At 71.3% G+C, this 15,131-nt stretch carries 17 protein-coding genes and 1 tRNA gene; 9 read left to right on the top strand and 9 right to left on the bottom strand.

All coding sequences use genetic code 11. The features are described 5' to 3' along the window. Positions 1-87: 87 nt before the first annotated feature. Positions 88-161 (bottom strand) — tRNA-Pro (locus M4D54_RS09655). Positions 162-264: 103 nt separating this feature from the next. Between M4D54_RS09655 and M4D54_RS09650 the strand changes: the two genes are divergently transcribed. The 7 genes from M4D54_RS09650 (at position 265) to M4D54_RS09620 (ending at position 5,117) form a co-directional block, all read left to right on the top strand. After that, a complete protein-coding gene (locus M4D54_RS09650) occupies positions 265-966 on the top strand; it encodes a hypothetical protein (RefSeq protein WP_259891118.1) in 702 nt (233 codons plus the stop codon). Positions 967-1,045: 79 nt separating this feature from the next. After that, a complete protein-coding gene (locus tag M4D54_RS09645) occupies positions 1,046-2,050 on the top strand; it encodes a DUF881 domain-containing protein (RefSeq protein ID WP_259891117.1) in 1,005 nt (334 codons plus the stop codon). Then, a complete protein-coding gene (locus tag M4D54_RS09640) occupies positions 2,047-2,379 on the top strand; it encodes a small basic family protein (RefSeq protein ID WP_193866645.1) in 333 nt (110 codons plus the stop codon). The genes M4D54_RS09645 and M4D54_RS09640 overlap by 4 nt, the downstream gene beginning before the upstream one ends. Beyond that, positions 2,376-3,128, top strand: a complete 753-nt coding sequence (locus M4D54_RS09635) for a DUF881 domain-containing protein (protein ID WP_259891115.1) — start codon at positions 2,376-2,378, stop codon at positions 3,126-3,128. Before M4D54_RS09640 ends, M4D54_RS09635 begins: the two co-directional genes overlap by 4 nt. A 127-nt stretch (positions 3,129-3,255) precedes the next feature. Continuing rightward, positions 3,256-3,699: an FHA domain-containing protein gene (locus M4D54_RS09630; RefSeq protein WP_193866643.1), complete on the top strand. Its 444-nt coding sequence runs from the start codon at positions 3,256-3,258 to the stop codon at positions 3,697-3,699. Positions 3,700-3,703: 4 nt separating this feature from the next. Then, complete coding sequence (locus M4D54_RS09625; RefSeq protein WP_193866642.1) at positions 3,704-4,405, top strand: MerR family transcriptional regulator; 702 nt, start codon at positions 3,704-3,706, stop codon at positions 4,403-4,405. Positions 4,406-4,532: 127 nt separating this feature from the next. Beyond that, complete coding sequence (locus M4D54_RS09620; RefSeq protein WP_193866641.1) at positions 4,533-5,117, top strand: MerR family transcriptional regulator; 585 nt, start codon at positions 4,533-4,535, stop codon at positions 5,115-5,117. 92 nt (positions 5,118-5,209) lie between these two features. Here the strand turns inward: M4D54_RS09620 and M4D54_RS09615 are convergent, their stop codons facing one another. Next, on the bottom strand, positions 5,210-6,001 hold the full coding sequence (locus tag M4D54_RS09615) for a ParA family protein (protein WP_193866640.1): 792 nt from the start codon (positions 5,999-6,001) through the stop codon (positions 5,210-5,212). A 118-nt stretch (positions 6,002-6,119) separates the two neighbouring features. On the opposite strand from M4D54_RS09615, the gene M4D54_RS09610 reads away from it, so the two are divergent. Next, on the top strand, positions 6,120-7,151 hold the full coding sequence (locus M4D54_RS09610; RefSeq protein WP_259891112.1) for a methyltransferase: 1,032 nt from the start codon (positions 6,120-6,122) through the stop codon (positions 7,149-7,151). Positions 7,152-7,178: 27 nt separating this feature from the next. Here M4D54_RS09610 and M4D54_RS09605 read toward each other — a convergent pair whose 3' ends face one another. From M4D54_RS09605 to M4D54_RS09585, 5 genes are all read right to left on the bottom strand, one after another. Beyond that, positions 7,179-7,823 (bottom strand): TIGR03085 family metal-binding protein, encoded by a 645-nt coding sequence (locus tag M4D54_RS09605; protein ID WP_259891111.1) that lies wholly within the window; start codon positions 7,821-7,823, stop codon positions 7,179-7,181. Positions 7,824-7,902: 79 nt separating this feature from the next. Further along, complete coding sequence (locus tag M4D54_RS09600; RefSeq protein ID WP_259891109.1) at positions 7,903-8,901, bottom strand: sugar phosphate isomerase/epimerase; 999 nt, start codon at positions 8,899-8,901, stop codon at positions 7,903-7,905. 29 nt (positions 8,902-8,930) lie between these two features. Further along, positions 8,931-10,040, bottom strand: a complete 1,110-nt coding sequence (locus M4D54_RS09595) for a Gfo/Idh/MocA family protein (protein WP_259891125.1) — start codon at positions 10,038-10,040, stop codon at positions 8,931-8,933. 72 nt (positions 10,041-10,112) lie between these two features. Beyond that, positions 10,113-11,222, bottom strand: coding sequence for a Gfo/Idh/MocA family protein (locus M4D54_RS09590; RefSeq protein WP_259891107.1), 1,110 nt, complete (start codon positions 11,220-11,222; stop codon positions 10,113-10,115). Beyond that, positions 11,219-11,968: a sugar phosphate isomerase/epimerase gene (locus tag M4D54_RS09585; RefSeq protein ID WP_259891106.1), complete on the bottom strand. Its 750-nt coding sequence runs from the start codon at positions 11,966-11,968 to the stop codon at positions 11,219-11,221. Before M4D54_RS09585 ends, M4D54_RS09590 begins: the two co-directional genes overlap by 4 nt. 244 nt (positions 11,969-12,212) lie before the next feature. On the opposite strand from M4D54_RS09585, the gene M4D54_RS09580 reads away from it, so the two are divergent. Beyond that, positions 12,213-12,998 carry a transglutaminase family protein gene (locus M4D54_RS09580; protein ID WP_259891105.1) on the top strand — a complete coding sequence of 262 codons (786 nt, stop codon included), beginning with the start codon at positions 12,213-12,215 and terminating at the stop codon, positions 12,996-12,998. Positions 12,999-13,022: 24 nt separating this feature from the next. Here M4D54_RS09580 and M4D54_RS09575 read toward each other — a convergent pair whose 3' ends face one another. Beyond that, positions 13,023-14,015, bottom strand: a complete 993-nt coding sequence (locus M4D54_RS09575) for a PAC2 family protein (RefSeq protein ID WP_259891104.1) — start codon at positions 14,013-14,015, stop codon at positions 13,023-13,025. 112 nt (positions 14,016-14,127) lie between these two features. After that, entirely contained in the window at positions 14,128-14,931 is an 804-nt protein-coding gene (locus M4D54_RS09570) for a TSUP family transporter (protein WP_259891103.1), read from the bottom strand. Positions 14,932-15,131: the final 200 nt, after the last annotated feature.

The following is a 15,131-nucleotide window of genomic DNA, read 5'->3' as shown; positions in this document are numbered from 1 at the left end:
CGGGGGGACCAGAGGGGGACCACAAAAAACCATCCCCGGACATGATGAAGCCCAGGCGAGAAACCTACTCTCACCTGGGCTTTTACGTCGGGCTGACAGGATTTGAACCTGCGACCCCTTGACCCCCAGTCAAGTGCGCTACCAAGCTGCGCCACAGCCCGAAACCCTCCACGGCGGGAGGGCCGACGTCGATAGTACCCTGCAGGAACGGCGGGGAGCGAATCGAGAGCACCGTGACCTGCGGCACCCTACGGAAGGCGGAGCATGGTCGATCAGGATCGTCTGCAGCAGTGGAGTCGCGTGGCGGCCGAGGAGGCCCAGGCGAAGGACCACTCCGCGCCCGAGATCGCCGGCTTCACCGAGCACGAGGCCCCGTGGCGCTTCGAGGTGCTGGTCGACAACCTCAGCCAGGTCGCCGACAGCGTGCTGGACCTGGGGGAGGATCTCCCCGATGCCAGCGCCGGCACCTATGACCTGGTGGTGAGCCGCTTCCGTGGGATCGACGCCGGTGAGATCGCCTCCCTGCTGCAGCCCGACGGCACCTTTTTGACCGAGCAGGCCGGCAGCGACGACCTCGCCGAGGTGCACGAGGAGCTCTGCGCGATCAGCGGCCCCTCGGCCCAGCCCGCCGCTCCCACCGTGACGCTGATGGAGATGGAGAACGCACTGGTGCGCTCCGGTCTCACCATCGAGCGGGCCGACGCGCACCGCGGGCACTACACCTTCGAGGAGCCCGAGGCGCTGCTGCGCTACGCGGCCCGCATGCCGTGGCTGCCCACACCGCACCCGGACGCTCCCGGTCTCGAGCGTGCCCTGGCGCGGCTCGCCGCGCGCTTCGAGGACGGCCCGCTGGAGGCGACCGCGAGTCGCTTCGTGCTGCTGGCCCGCGCGCCCGGCACTCCCGACGCGGGCAGGCTCGACCTGAGCTCCCTTCCCGATGACGACCTGAAGGTGCCGCGCGTCTGATCGACTCCCGGGACCTGCGATGCTCGACCCGCCTGCGTGGGACCGCTGTTGCGACCACCCCGGGGGCTAGTGTGCAGGTATGCATGCCGAGCACTCCGAGACGCGCGCTGGGGGAGTGCCGCCGGAGCCGCCCGAGCAGCCGGAGGTCGCCGCGGCCTCCACCGGTGATCGGCGCGAACGGCCCATGACCCCGCACGGTGAGACCCCGTACTCACCGATGTCGCTGCTGCGCGCCCTCACCTCCAACCCGCTCGACGTCGACGCCCTGCGCGGCACCGAGGACAGCCACGAGGACGAGGAGCTCATCGACACCCCCACCACGCGCACGCTGACAGCGATCGCGGCGGTGGTGCTCGGCTTCGTGGTCGCGGTCTCGGTGACGAATCTGCGCGAGGCCGCCTCCGGGGAGGACAGCCCCCGCGCCCAGCTCCAGCAGCGCGTGATCGAGTCGCGCAGCCAGGCCGATGACCTCGAGACCCATCGCGACGAGACCATCGAGAGGATCGCCGAGCTCCAGCAGCAGGTGCTCGAGAGCGGAGATGCTGGCGCCGGTGATCGCCTGGCCGCCTATGAGCGCGCCACCGGCGCAGTCCCCATGACCGGACCGGGCGTGGTGCTAACCGTCGATGACTCCGCACCGCTGCCCGCCGAGCCGGGCACCACCGGAGGTGTGGTCAACCGCGTCACCGACGGCGACCTGCAGATCGCGGTGAACGGGCTGTGGGCCGCCGGCGCCGAGGCCATCTCCATCAACGGCCAGCGCATCACCTCCACCAGCGCCATCCGCCGTGCGGGCGATGCCGTGCTGGTGGACTTCCGGCCCCTTGCACCGCCCTACCAGGTCACCGCGCTCGGCGACAGCGCCGAGCTGCGCTCCGGGTTCGAGCAGAGCCAGGACGGCACCTACCTCAGTGGCCTATCCACGCGGTTCGGCATCCGCCTGTCCTGGGAGGCGGGGGAGGAGCTCACCGTCCCGGCCCGCACCGCGGCGACGCTGCGGGAGGCCTCCGGTGTGGAGCCCGAGCGCAGCGCCGTGCCCGAGGGCAGCGCATCCACCGACGACTCCGAGGGGGAGAACCCATGATCGCCATCATCGGCCTGCTGCTGGGCGTGATCATCGGGGTGGTGCTCCAGCCCGACGTGCCCGTGTTCCTGCAGCCCTACCTGCCGATCGCCGTGGTGGCGGCCCTGGACACTCTCGCCGGTGGTCTGCGCGCAGCCCTCGACGGCGCCTTCGACTCCCACGTGTTCATCACCTCGTTCCTGTTCAACGTGCTGATCGCAGCGTTCCTGGTGTTCCTGGGGGACCAGCTGGGCGTGGGGGCACAGCTGTCCACCGCCGTGATCGTGGTGCTGGGCATCCGCATCTTCTCCAACGCGGCAGCCATCCGGCGCCGCCTGCTGCGGTCATGACCGGCACCCGCATCCCCGAGTCCCACGGCCAGCAGCGCCGGGCCTGGCGCAACCTGCGCGGCACCCTCGCCCCGCGGCCCACCCTCTCCCAGCTGATCGTGGGCCTGCTGTGCTTCCTGCTGGGGCTGTCGATCGCGGCGCAGGTGGGCCAGCGCGAGGAGGACTCGCTGCAGGGCGCCTCCCAGCAGGAGCTGCTGCGCCTGCTGGACGAGTCCGGTCGCCACGTCGACTCACTGGAGGACGAGAACGCTGAGCTGGACCGCACCCTGGCCTCCCTGGAAGCGGGACAGGAGGACGATGCCGCCGCGCAGAGCGCCGCCGCCGAGCGCCTTGAGGACCTGGAGATCCTGGCCGGTACCGTGCCCGCGGAGGGCCGCGGCGTGCACGTCACCATCTCCGATCCCACCGGGAGCGTCTCCACCGGGATCGTGCTCGGCGTCGTCCAGGAGCTGCGCAACGCGGGTGCGGAGGTGCTGCAGATCGGGCCGGTGCGGGTGATCGCCTCCACCTCCATCACCGCCGGGGCCGACGGCAGCATCGTCGTGGACGGCACCGAGATCCCCTCGCCCTACGTCATCCGCGCCATCGGCGACCCGACCGTCATGGAGCCCGCCCTGAAGATCCCCGGCGGGGCTGCGGACTCCGTCTCCTCCGCCGGGGGCACCTTCACCGTTCGCACGGAGGACAAGCTGCGGATCGACGCGGTGCGCGAGCTGGCAGAACCCACGCATTCCCAGGTGGTCAAGTGATCGTCAAATCCTGGCGGTGACGGCGGATTCTGCTCGCCCCGCCCCCGGTGTCGTGCGAAGATTGATGGGCGGCGCCCGGTGCCAGTACCGTCCCCGGGCTGACCGCTGATCAGGGAAGGGGTGCGCGGTGTCGGACAATACCGAGTGGAACGACACGAATCTGGATCACACGTCGCAGCTGAGTGCGATCTCGCCCGTCGATCCGGCCGACGACGGCGATGCCGGCATCACGTCCCAGGATCGCGCGGCGATCGACAACCTGCCCCCGGACAGCGCCCTGCTGATCGTCCGCAAGGGCCCGAACATGGGTGCCCGCTTCCTGCTGGACTCCGAGACCACCATCGCCGGCCGCCACCCCAACAGCGAGATCTTCCTGGACGACGTCACCGTCTCTCGCAAGCACGCCGCCTTCGTGCGGGACGGCGCCGGCTTCCTGGTACGGGACCTGGGCTCCCTCAACGGCACGTACGTGGCTCGTGAGCGAGTGGACGAGGCCCACCTCGAGCCCGGTCAGGACGTCCAGATCGGCAAGTACCGCCTGACCTACCACCCCTTCCACGGGAAGGGCTGACCCGGTGCCGGCCTCCGCATCGCGCAGGCCGAGCTCGGGGGCCGCACGGCTGAGCATCGGCCAGGTCCTCGATCTGCTGCGCGACGAGTTCCCGGACCTGGCGCACTCCAAGCTCCACTACCTCGAGGCCGAGGGCCTGATCGAGCCGGAGCGCACCGCGTCCGGCTACCGCAAGTACTCCCGGGCGGACGTCGACCGCCTGCTGTTCGTGCTGCGCGCCCAGCGGGACCGCTTCTGGCCGCTGAAGGTGATCAAGGAGCACCTGCTCGAGCACGGTGTCGACGCTGCGGCCAGCTCCACGGTGACCTCGATCGCCTCCAGGCCCGGCCCCAGTGCACAGATCCAGGCGGTGCGCCTGGACCGCCGGGGGCTCGCGGAGCAGGCCCGGGTCGACGAGGAGTTCCTCACCGAGCTGGAGCAGTACGGTCTGCTGGCCGACGGGCTGCTGTTCTACGGCGCCGCGGAGCTGGAGATCACCACCGCCGCCCGGCGCCTGGCCGATGTGGGCCTGCATCCGCGGCACCTGGTGATGCTGCGCACCTCCGCCGAGAGGGAGGCGCACATGATCAACTCCATCGCGCGCCCCCTGTCGAGGCCCGGCGACCCGGCCGCCCGCGGGGGCGCGGAGGATCTAGCACGGGACCTCGGCGAATCCATGATCGGCCTGCACAGCGCACTGCTGCGGTCGAAGCTGCGGGGCCGCTGAGCACGTCGGACCGTCACCGAGCCGTGACCTGGAACCGGCGAGTTGCTGTCGGTGGGACGCCCGAAGGCGCTACGCTGACGGGGAGCTCCTCTCCTTCCCCGTCAGGAGCCGGATCCCGGAGGTCAATGTGAACGCCAGTCGCGGCGACGATCGCACCGCTCAATCCACCGTGCCTGCCGAGCCTGCGCAGGGCGTCCTGTTCGACGAGGTCGTCGACACGCCCGGTGAGCTCGGCTACCGCGGTCCCGCCGCCTGCAAGGCCGCCGGCATCACCTACCGCCAGCTGGACTACTGGGCCCGCACCGGGCTGGTCGAGCCGTCGGTGCGCGCCGCGTCCGGCTCCGGCAGCCAGCGCCTGTACGGCTTCCGCGACGTACTGGTGCTGAAGGTGGTCAAGCGCCTCCTGGACACCGGTGTCTCCCTCCAGCAGATCCGCGTCGCCGTCGCCGCCCTGCGCGAGCGCGGCATCGACGATCTCGCCCAGATCACCCTGATGAGCGATGGTGCCTCGGTGTACGAGTGCACCTCCGCCGAGGACGTCTTCGACCTGGTCCAGGGCGGCCAGGGCGTGTTCGGCATCGCCGTGGGCCGCGTGTGGCGCGAAGTCGAGACCGAGCTGGCCGTGCTGCCCAGTGTCGACCCGGCCGATGACGCCACCCTGGCCCTGCAGGACGAGCTGGCGGCCCGCCGCCGCGCCCGCCAGGCCGGCTGAGCCCCCGCACCACGAAGAACGGCGAGCCCCGGGGAAGGGGGCTCGCCGTTTCTGTGCGGCTGCGCGGTGGGCGGCGGCCCGTGCCGGCGCGCTCAGGAGAGCTGGCGGGAGTCCATCACCGTGCGCAGCAGGGCGTCGAAGTCCTCCGTGAGGCGCTTGCCGGAGGCGCCCTCGTAGCGGTGCAGGGGCACGGCGCCGCCCTGCGCCTGCTGCAGGCCCACGCGCTCCTCGATCACCGGCTCCAGCACCTTGTCGCCGAACAGGTCGCGCAGCTCCGCCAGGCGGTACTGGTGCTCCACCGAGCGCGGGCGGTACCGGTTGACGACCAGGCCCAGGGGGATCAGTCGGGGCGCAAGATCCTCCTCGCGCATCTCAGCAGAGAGCTTCAGAGCGCGATCGGCGGCGGTGACGGCGAAGAAGCCGGGCTCGGCCACCACCAGGGAGCGGTCCGAGGCGGCCAGGGCCGTCTGGGTGAGACCGTTCAGCGAGGGCGGGCAGTCGATCAGCACCAGGTCGTACTGGTGGGTGCGCCTGTCCAGTGCATCCCGCAGGCGCCGCAGGTCCCGGGGTGCCGGGGCGGGGGAGTCCATCACCGAAGAGCGTGCTGAACCGGGGATCACGTCGAGATGGGAGCGCTCGTCCTTCGACCACGGGGTGGGGCGGATCGCCCGATCCACGGTCTCGGTGCGAGGCGAGGACAGCACCTCGGCGACGTCCGGGCCGGTGGCCGGCTCGCCCAGCAGGCCCAGCGTGGTGTCCCCCTGAGGATCCAGGTCGATCACCAGCGTGTTGACGCCCTGGTGGAGAGCAGCGGACGCCAGGCCCAGGGTGACAGAGGTCTTGCCGACCCCGCCCTTGAGGGAACACACACTCACGATGAACACGCCCCGCAGTCTACCGACCACCCGGCACTGCTCCAGCGCAGACCAGGCGATAGCCTGCTACGACCGCGTCACCCCGAGCGCTGCGTGCCACCTCCACCCCACTGCCCCAGGAGACCCCATGCCCCAGATCGAGCATCAGCTGGTCCTCGAGGTGCTCGAGGGCTGCGCGGCCAGTGCCAGCGCCGAGGCTGAACAGCACGGGGCCGTGGGCACGGTCTCGCCCACGGAGCTGGTCCTGGCCACCGCAGATCTGGACGCCGTACGGGGGCTGCGGCGCGTGGTCGCCGCGTACACCACGGTGACCGTCCCGGCGCGCCGTCCCCGCGAGCTGCTGGAGACCTCCGTGCTGCAGCAGGTGTCGGCCCTGATCGAGGACCTCGGCCGCCAGCGCCCCCGGCAGCGCTTCACCGGCCTGCGGCTGGCCGCAGCGGGAGCCGACAGCACCGAGATGCAGCGCATCGCCGAGGCCGTGGCGGAGCTTGCCCGGGTGCCCGTGGACGAGGAGGGCGATCTGCTGCTGCGGGTGCGCCGTGGCGCAGCGGGCGCGGGGGAGTCCTGGCAGCTGCTGCTGCGCACCACACCACGGCCTCTCTCCACCCGGCCGTGGCGCACGGTGAACTACCCCGGCGCCGTCAACGCCACCATCGCGGCCACCGTCCTGGACCAGATGGTGATCGGTGCAGGCGACGAGCTGCTCGACATGACCTGTGGATCCGGGACCTTCCTGGTGGAGCAGCTGCACGAGGTCGCCCCGGCCCGTGCCGTGGGCGTGGACCTGGATCCCACGGCGATCGAGGCCGCCCGTGCGCATCAGCGTGCTGCCCGGCGCAAGGGCCGCATCGACTGGATCACCGGCGATGTGCTCACGGTCCCCGTGGAGGCGGGCTTCACCCGGATCCTCACCAACCCGCCATGGGGCACCCTGCACGGTGAGCATGCCACCAACGAGCAGCTGCACGCGGACCTGCTGCGCCGCGCCGCCGTCCTCGCTGCGCCCTCCGCCCGCCTGGGAGTGCTCACCCATGAGATCCGCCGGATGAAGCAGGTGCTCCAGGCCCAGGTGGACGAGCCCGGCGCCTGGCGGCTGGAACGGGAGCACCGCTTCTTCCAGAAGGGTCATCACCCGCGCCTGTTCCTGCTGCGCCGCTGAGACGGCGGGCAGCGGCAGGGCTCGCGCTCAGAACCCTCGCCGGGCGCCCTCCAACGCCTGCAGCGCGGAGTCCTCGCCCTGCAGGCTCACCTGAGTGTGCTCACGACCGAACGCCCACAGCAGCAGCTCGGAGGGCTGGCCGTGGACGCTCACCGCGCCACGGGCGTTCCTGGTGGGGATGCGCACCGAGCCGTGGGGGGAGATCAGGGTCACCTCCACGTCGGCCTTCACCAGCAGGCGGGCCATGCGGCGCAGGCCGGACCAGAGCTGGGCCTGGTCGGAGGCGGCGAGCTCGCGCGGCTCCCAGTCGGGGCGAGCGCGGCGCAGGTCCTCGATGTGGATGAAGTACTCCGCCGTGTTCATCAGCCCGTCCAGCACCCGCACGGGGGAGAGCTTCTGCGGGCCGGAGCGGAACTTCCCCACCCGCTGTGCCCAGGGCAGTGCACGCAGCGCGTCCAGGCCCTTCTGGGCCTTGCGGGCCACGGGCGCGACCGGAAGCTTCGGACCGATCATCAGGTCGGGTCGCTGCTCGCGCAGCAGCAGGTGCTCGAGCAGATCGGAGGCCTCCCATCCGGGAAGGACCGTCGGCGCCGCGGGGCCACCGGCATCGAGGAGATCGGCGAGGGCAGCTCGCTCACGCTGGACCAGGGAGGCTGCTGATGTGTCGCTCATGTCACCCATCCTAGAGACAGCCCCTGCGCCGTCACCTGATGCGGCGGTGGGGGAGTGACTGCCCTGCCGGCTCCGACTGTCAGCTCTGGTTGCTGAAGGCGTCGTCGAAGGACGTCTCGGAGACGGGGTAGTCCAGGGTGCGCAGGTGCTCCAGGGCCTCCTTCGCACCGTGCAGGCGGTCCATCCCGGCGTCCTCCCACTCGATGGAGATGGGGCCGTCGTAGCCGATGGAGCGCAGCGCCCGGAAGCAGGCGTCCCACGGGACGTCACCGCGGCCGAAGGACACGAAGTCCCAGCCGCGGCGCGGGTCGCCCCACGGTAGGTGCGAGCCCAGGCGGGTGTTGCGACCGGTGGTGCGCACCCGGATGTCCTTGCAGTCCACGTGGTAGATGCGGTCCGCGAAGTCGGTGATGAAGGAGACCGGGTCGATCTCCTGCCACATGAAGTGGGAGGGATCCCAGTTCAGCCCGAACGCCTCCCGGTTCCCGATGGCCTCCAGAGTGCGCTTGGTGGTCCAGTAGTCGTAGGCGATCTCGGAGGGGTGCACCTCATGGGCGAACCGCACCCCGCACTCGTCGAACACGTCAAGGATCGGGTTCCAGCGGTCCGCGAAGTCCTGGTAGCCGGCGTCGATGACGTCCTGCCCGACCGGCGGGAACATGGCCACGTACTGCCAGATCTTGGAGCCGGTGAAGCCGATGACGGTCTTCACCCCCATCTTCTGGGCCAACCGGGCGGCATCCTTCATGTCCTCGGCGGCACGCTGGCGCACGCCCTCGGGGTCGCCGTCGCCCCAGATGCGCTGGGGCAGGATCGCCTGGTGGCGGAAGTCGATCGGGTCATCGCAGATCGCCTGACCCCCCAGGTGGTGGGAGATCGCCCAGCACTTCAGGCCGTGCTTCTTAAGGATTCCCAGACGCTCGGCGACGTAGTCCTCGTCGTCCCAGCGGGAGGCGTCCAGGTGCTCCCCGGAGATCGCGATCTCCAGGCCGTCGTAGCCCCAGCCGGCCGCGAGCTCCGCGACCTCCTCGAGGGTGAGATCGGCCCACTGGCCGGTGAACAGGGTGTGCTGTGCCATAGCTGCTTCTCCTTCGGTAGAGGGCTCTGTCAGAGGGGGATGGTGGCGCCGTCGGCCGCATCGGAGGCGATCACCGCATCGAGCACGCGCTGCAGCGCGAGCCCGTCGGCGAAGTCGGGGGCGTAGGCGGCGGCCTCGCCGTCCCGGATCGCCACCAGCAGGTCACGGGCCTGGTTCGTGAAGGCGTTCTCCCAGCCCAGCACGTGCCCCTGCGGCCACCAGGCCTCGAGGTAGGGGTGCTCCGGCTCGGTGACCAGGATGCGGGTGAAGCCCTGCTCGGCGATGGGGGCGGTGGAGTCCAGGAACCACAGCTCGTTGGGGTTCTCGAGCTCGAAGCGCAGAGCGCCCTCCGTTCCGAACAGCTCGATGCGCAACTGGTTCTTCGCGCCGTTGGCGACCCGGGAGACCTCCACCGAGCCGAACGCGCCTCCGTCCAGCTCGAGGGTGGCCCAGGCGGCGTCATCGACGGTCACCTGCTCCATGCCGTCCTCGCCCTGCCGCTGCGGGATCATGGTCGCCAGCCGGCCGCGCACCGCGGTGGTGCGCTGCCCGGTCAGGTGCTGGATCTGGTCGATCGCGTGGGAGCCGATGTCCCCCAGCGCTCCCGAGCCGGCGGTCTCCTTGCGCAGGCGCCAGGTCATCGGGGCGTCCTCGTCGACCAGCCAGTCCTGGAGGTAGGAGGAGCGCACCTGGCGGATGGTGCCCAGGCGCCCGTCGGCCACCAGCTGCCTGGCCAGCGCCAGGGCGGGGACCCGACGGTAGGTGAAGCCCAGGGCCGCGACCTGACCACGGGCCTTCGCGGCCTCGGCCGCCTCGACCATGGCCTCGGCCTCGGCGGTGTCGTTGGCCAGGGGCTTCTCGCACAGCACGTGCTTGCCGGCCTCGAGCGCCGCGATCGCGATCTCGGCGTGGAGGAAGCCGGGCGTGCAGATGTCCACGATGTCGATGTCGTCGCGGGCGATGACCTCGCGCCAATCGGTGGCGTGCTCCTGCCAGCCCAGCTGCTGGGCGGCCTCGGCCACGGCCTGCTCGTCACGGCCGACGATGACCCTGCGAGCCACCTCGGGCACATCGAAAGCAGCACCGACGGTGCGCCAGGCCTGAGAGTGGGCCCGCCCCATGAAGGCGTAGCCGATCATGGCCACTCCCAGTGGGCGGTCGGTGGGGACGGTGGGACTGTTCACGGGGATTACTCCTCGGGGTCGTGTCGATCAGAGCGTCGCGGCGAGGGGGTCGAAGTCCTCCTCCAGCAGCGCCGGGGCGCTGACGGTGGAGGCCAGGTCCACGCCGGAGGTGGTGCCGGTGGCCTCGTCCAGGCTGATCATGATGTCCAGGACGTGGTCGGCCAGCTCCCCCGTGAGGCGGTGGGGGCGGCCTGCGCGAATGGCGCGGGCCATCTCCAGCACGCCCAGGCCGCGCCCGGTCACAGCACCGGTGGCCTCGTGCTCGGTCCAGTCCGCGTCACCGCGCTGGGCGACCAGGGTGGGGCCCTCGAACACGTTCGGATCCGGCAGGGCGATGGTGCCGGTGGAGCCGGTCAGCTCCAGTACCGGCGGCCGCCCGATCGGGTCGTCGAAGGAGAACTCGACCGAGCCGGTGGTGCCGCTGGCGAAGCGCAGCACGCCGTTGACGTGGGTGGGGACCTCCACCTCGAAGGACTCCCCGGCGCGGGGCCCGGAGCCGATGGTGCGGGTCTCGCTGGCGCGGGAGCCGACGGCGCTGACGGAGGAGACGGGGCCGTAGGCCATCACCAGGGCGGTGAGGTAGTACGGGCCGATGTCGTAGAGCGGTCCGGCACCGGCCTGGAACAGGAAGTCGGGGTTGGGGTGCCAGGACTCGGGGCCGGGGGAGCGGAAGCGCGCCACCGCGGAGCGGGGCTCGCCGACCACGCCGGAGGCCAAGGTGCGCAGGGCGGTCTGCACGCCGGCACCGAGCACGGTGTCGGGGGCGCACCCCACCCGCAGGCCCGTCTCGGAGGCCTGGCGGAGCAGGGCGGCGGCGTCCTCACGGTTGGTGGTCAGCGGCTTCTCGCTCCACACGTGCTTGCCGGCCTCGAGGATGGAGCTGGAGACGGCGTGGTGGGCGGCCGGGATGGTGAGGTTGATGACGATCTCGACGTCCGGATCGTCCAGCACGGTCTCCACCCCGCCGTGGTGGGGGATGCCGTACTCCTCGGCGCGAGCAGCGGAGGCCTCTGCCCTCAGGTCGCCGATGGCGCGCACCTCGACGTCGGGGAAGGTGGCGAGCTGGGTGAGGTACTGGGCGGCGATCACGCCGGCACCGATGATGCCGACGCCGACGGGTCCGGTGGGGGTGGTCATCGGGCGCCACCTCGCTGGAACTCGCCGAGCTGGGTGTAGGAGCGGGCGATGGCCTCGAGCACGTCACCGGTGTAGTCGTCGAACTCGATCACGCCGGTCTGGATCCAGTCCGCGGCGGCGAGCACGGAGGGAACGTCCATGTCGCCCTGGCCCAGGGGCTGCTGATCGGCGGTGGAGCCCTCGAAGGGCCCGTCCTTGAGGTGCAGCAGCTGGACGCGCTGTCCCAGCCGGCCCAGCAGCTCGGCCGGGTCGGTGCCGCCCACAGCGCACCAGAAGGTGTCCAGCTCGAGCACCACGCGGGGGTCGAGGTGGTCGGCGAGGACCTCCAGGCCGCAACGGCCCTCGAAGATCGGGCGGGCCTCGAAGTCGTGGTTGTGGTAGCCGATGTTCACGCCGTGCTCGGCGGCGATGCCGGCCAGTTCGTTGAGGCGGTCAGCGGTGGCCTTGATGTCGGGGACCTGGTTCCACTTCTCACGGTCCACGTACGGGTCGATCACGGTGCGCACGCCGAGGGAGGCGGCGGCCTCGAACACGCGTGCCGGGTCCTCACTGCTCACCAGGGAGGCATGGGTGGAAGGGGCGGTCAGGCCGTGCATCGGCAGCTGCTCGCGCAGCATCTCGACGTGGTCCATGAGCGCGAAGGGTTCCACCTGGGTGAAGCCGATCTCGGCCAGGCGGGCCAGGGCGGCGGTGGGGTCATCGGTCAGGCGCTGGCGGATGCTGTACAGCTGGACGGAGATGTCCACGGGGGCGACTCCTCGAAGCCAAGGGGTGTCAACTGGATCACACAACCCTATGGCTCTGAACTGGGGTCCGGCAAAAACCTTCAGGACTCGTCACATCCGGGCGGCCGCGCCCAGGGGAGCCGACCCCATGGACGGGCCTCGGCGAGGTCGATCACCTCACGGATCTGCATGCCTGCCAGTACGACCACCCGCCGGGGCGCGCGCAGGACTGGGGATGGCGCACACTGAGGGGGTGGAACGAGACGTGAGCGCAGCCCTGACCTTCGACGTGATCGATGGAACGGAGGTGGCGCTGCTGTTCGCCGTCTCCGCTGCCCCCATCGAGCAGGAGACGCTCGAGGTGACCATCGGTGACCGGGACGTCCCGGTGGAGGAGACCCGGGACCGGTTCGGCAACCGCATGCACCTGCTGAAGGACCTGCCGGAGGGCACGGTGCGCCTGCGGTACAAGGCCACCGGAGTGGGGCAGGCGGAGCCGCCCACCGTGGAGCCCACAGATGCGGCCTCGCACCTGCGGCCCTCGCGCTACTGCGAGGTGGACGAGTTCACCAAGGTCGCCGCCGAGGTGGTGGGGGATCGCACCGGGATGGCCGCGGTCCACGCGGTGGTGGCCTGGGTGCACCAGCATCTGGACTACGTGCCCGGCTCCAGCACCGTCACCGACTCCGCGCGCAGCACCTACGTGGCGCGGCAGGGCGTGTGCCGGGACTACGCGCACCTGACCTCGACGCTGCTGCGGGCCGGTGGGATCCCCTCGCGCTGCGTGGCCGCCTACGCCCCGGGCCTGACCCCGATGGACTTCCACCTGGCCGTGGAGGCGCTGGTGGACGAGCAGTGGGTGGTGGTCGATGCGACCCACCTGGCGCCGCGTGCCTCCATGGTGCGCATCGCCACCGGTCAGGATGCGGCCGACACGGCCTTCATGACCACGCTGGCGGGCAGGCTGAAGCTGACGGGGATCCGCGTCAACGCGGTCGCGAACCCGGGCCTGCCGGAGGAGAACTGGGAGCAGACCGTCCAGCTGCGCTGATCGGCCTGACCGGCACGGCCCCGGTCAGGCCGGGGTCGGGCCCTCGGGGGTGTCCTCGCCCGGCTCGTCGTCGGGCCGGCCGTCGGCGTCGGTGGGCCGGCCGGGCTGTTCCGGCTGCTCGCGGTCCCGGTCGTCACCGGACTCGTCGAGCCCGGCCAGGTACTGCTCGAACTCGGCGGCCAGGTCCTCGCCGGTGGGCACTTCCTCGCCGGCACCGGCGGTGATGGCCCGATCGAACTGCTTCTCCAGGCTCGCCACCATCTCCTGCAGCTGCGGGGCGGCCTCCACCTGGGCGGCGATGGACCGCCGCACGGGCTCGGCCTGCGACTCCAGCGCTCCGTAGGGAACGGTGGGGCCGGCCTCCTCGCCCACCGCGCGCAGCAGCGCCATCGCGGCGTCGGGGTAGGCGATCTCGTGCAGGTACTGCGGAACGTGCGCCACCAGGCCCACCACCTCGTGACCGGCGTCGGCCAGGCGCATGGTGAGCAGGGCGGTGAACGGCGCGCGCAGGCGGAACGTACCGGGCATGGTGCGGCGCACGCTGATGGAGTCGGGGTTGCCGGCGAAGCGGGTCACCGGCAGTTCGCGCGTGTGGGGGACCGGGGCCGGGAAGCTCTGCAGCAGCAGGGTGCGCTCGATGCCCAGCTGGTCCACGACGATCCGCAGGGCGGTGGCCACGCGCTCCCACTGGAAGGAGGGCTCGGGGCCGGTGAGCAGGAAGAACTGCTCGCCGTCGATGTCGGTGACCTCGTGCAGCAGGATCTCGGGGCGCTCGTAGTCCTCGAAGTGGTCCAGCTCCAGTGTGACCTCGGGGCGGCGGCCGGCGTAGTCGTAGACCTGGTCCATGTCGAGCCTGCCCACCACGCGGCTGGGCAGGGAGTTGAGCAGGTGGCCGTCGACCACTGCCTGCGCGCTGCCGGCGTCGCTGAAGGCACCGAGGGTGACCAGCAGGGTGCGGCCCTGCAGGCTGCGCGAGTCGATGTGTCGCTCGTAGCTGAACAGGCTCGTGGGATCCATCAGGGCCTCCTGTGATGCGTGCACCGGGCGGGCGCGGGGCTGACCTGGGTTCCAACCAGCCGCGGTGGCGGATTATTCCGTGGCGGCGATCACCGCCGCGGCGGCGGGGGCATCACTGCAGCAGAGCGAGGGAGTCCACCGCCAGGCGCGCGGCGAGCACGGCGATCACGATCAGGAACACCGCGCGGACGAACCGTGATCCGAGCCTCAGCGCGAGGCGTGCCCCGAGGTAGCCGCCGGTGATGTTGGCCAGCGCCATCACCGCTCCCAGGATCCACCACACCTGGCCCTGCAGGCCGAACACCAGCAGGGCACCGATGTTGGTGGTGAGGTTGGCGAGCTTGGCGTGCACGCTGGCCTCGAGGAACCCGTAACCGAGCACCACCACCATCGCGATGATGAAGAAGCTGCCGGTGCCGGGCCCCAGGATCCCGTCGTAGAAGCCCACGGCGCTGCCGATCGCACCGGCGCGCAGCACGTGGGAGCGTCCCCGATGGCGGGGCTCGTGGACGAGCCCCATGGCGGGTCGCAGCAGCGTGTAGGTGCCCACGCCGATGAGGGCCACCAGCACGATGGGGGACATCCAGGCGCGGGGGATCAGCGAGGCCAGGGCCGCACCTGCGGCGCTGCCGGCCAGCGCGCACAGGACCAGTGGGATCGCGGTTGCGGCCACGGGCATCACGCGCCGTACGTAGGTGGCCGCGGAGACCGCGGTACCGGCGGCGCTGGCCAGCTTGTTGGTGCCCAGCACTGTGGCGGTGGAGGTGTCCCCGGGCAGGCCGGTCAGCAGGGCGGGCAGCTGGATGAGACCGCCGCCGCCGACGACGGCATCCACCCAGCCGGCGAGGAACGCGGCACCGATCAGCAGCACCAGGGTGAGGGCGGTGAGCTGGGTGAGCTGGTCGAGCAGGGGCACCCGTCAAGTGAACACCGCGGGGGGCGGTGCCTGCCACACTGGTGCCATGACCTCGGTGATCTGGGACATGGGTGGAACGCTGGTGGACACCTATCCGGACGTGGGGGGGGCCCCCCCCCGCCCCCGCCCCCCGCCGCCCCGCGGGGGCCCCCCCCCCCCCCCCCCCCCCCCCCCCCCGCCTGGTGACGGCGTTCCACGAA

Origin of the sequence: Brachybacterium sp. p3-SID1565 (assembly GCF_025143785.1) — a bacterium.
Taxonomy (GTDB): domain Bacteria; phylum Actinomycetota; class Actinomycetes; order Actinomycetales; family Dermabacteraceae; genus Brachybacterium; species Brachybacterium epidermidis.
The sequence above is the reverse complement of the archived record's forward strand: the minus strand, read 5'-3'. Positions and strand labels throughout refer to the sequence as shown.

Excerpts from the sequence above, each read along its gene's own strand:
- M4D54_RS09650 (WP_259891118.1), top strand. The coding sequence starts at position 265 with ATGGTCGATCAGGATCGTCTGCAGCAGTGGAGTCGCGTGGCGGCCGAG.
- M4D54_RS09645 (WP_259891117.1), top strand. The coding sequence starts at position 1,046 with ATGCATGCCGAGCACTCCGAGACGCGCGCTGGGGGAGTGCCGCCGGAG.
- M4D54_RS09640 (WP_193866645.1), top strand. The coding sequence starts at position 2,047 with ATGATCGCCATCATCGGCCTGCTGCTGGGCGTGATCATCGGGGTGGTG.
- M4D54_RS09635 (WP_259891115.1), top strand. The coding sequence starts at position 2,376 with ATGACCGGCACCCGCATCCCCGAGTCCCACGGCCAGCAGCGCCGGGCC.
- M4D54_RS09610 (WP_259891112.1), top strand. The coding sequence starts at position 6,120 with ATGCCCCAGATCGAGCATCAGCTGGTCCTCGAGGTGCTCGAGGGCTGC.
- M4D54_RS09605 (WP_259891111.1), bottom strand. The coding sequence starts at position 7,823 with ATGAGCGACACATCAGCAGCCTCCCTGGTCCAGCGTGAGCGAGCTGCC.
- M4D54_RS09600 (WP_259891109.1), bottom strand. The coding sequence starts at position 8,901 with ATGGCACAGCACACCCTGTTCACCGGCCAGTGGGCCGATCTCACCCTC.
- M4D54_RS09595 (WP_259891125.1), bottom strand. The coding sequence starts at position 10,040 with ATGATCGGCTACGCCTTCATGGGGCGGGCCCACTCTCAGGCCTGGCGC.
- M4D54_RS09590 (WP_259891107.1), bottom strand. The coding sequence starts at position 11,222 with ATGACCACCCCCACCGGACCCGTCGGCGTCGGCATCATCGGTGCCGGC.
- M4D54_RS09575 (WP_259891104.1), bottom strand. The coding sequence starts at position 14,015 with ATGGATCCCACGAGCCTGTTCAGCTACGAGCGACACATCGACTCGCGC.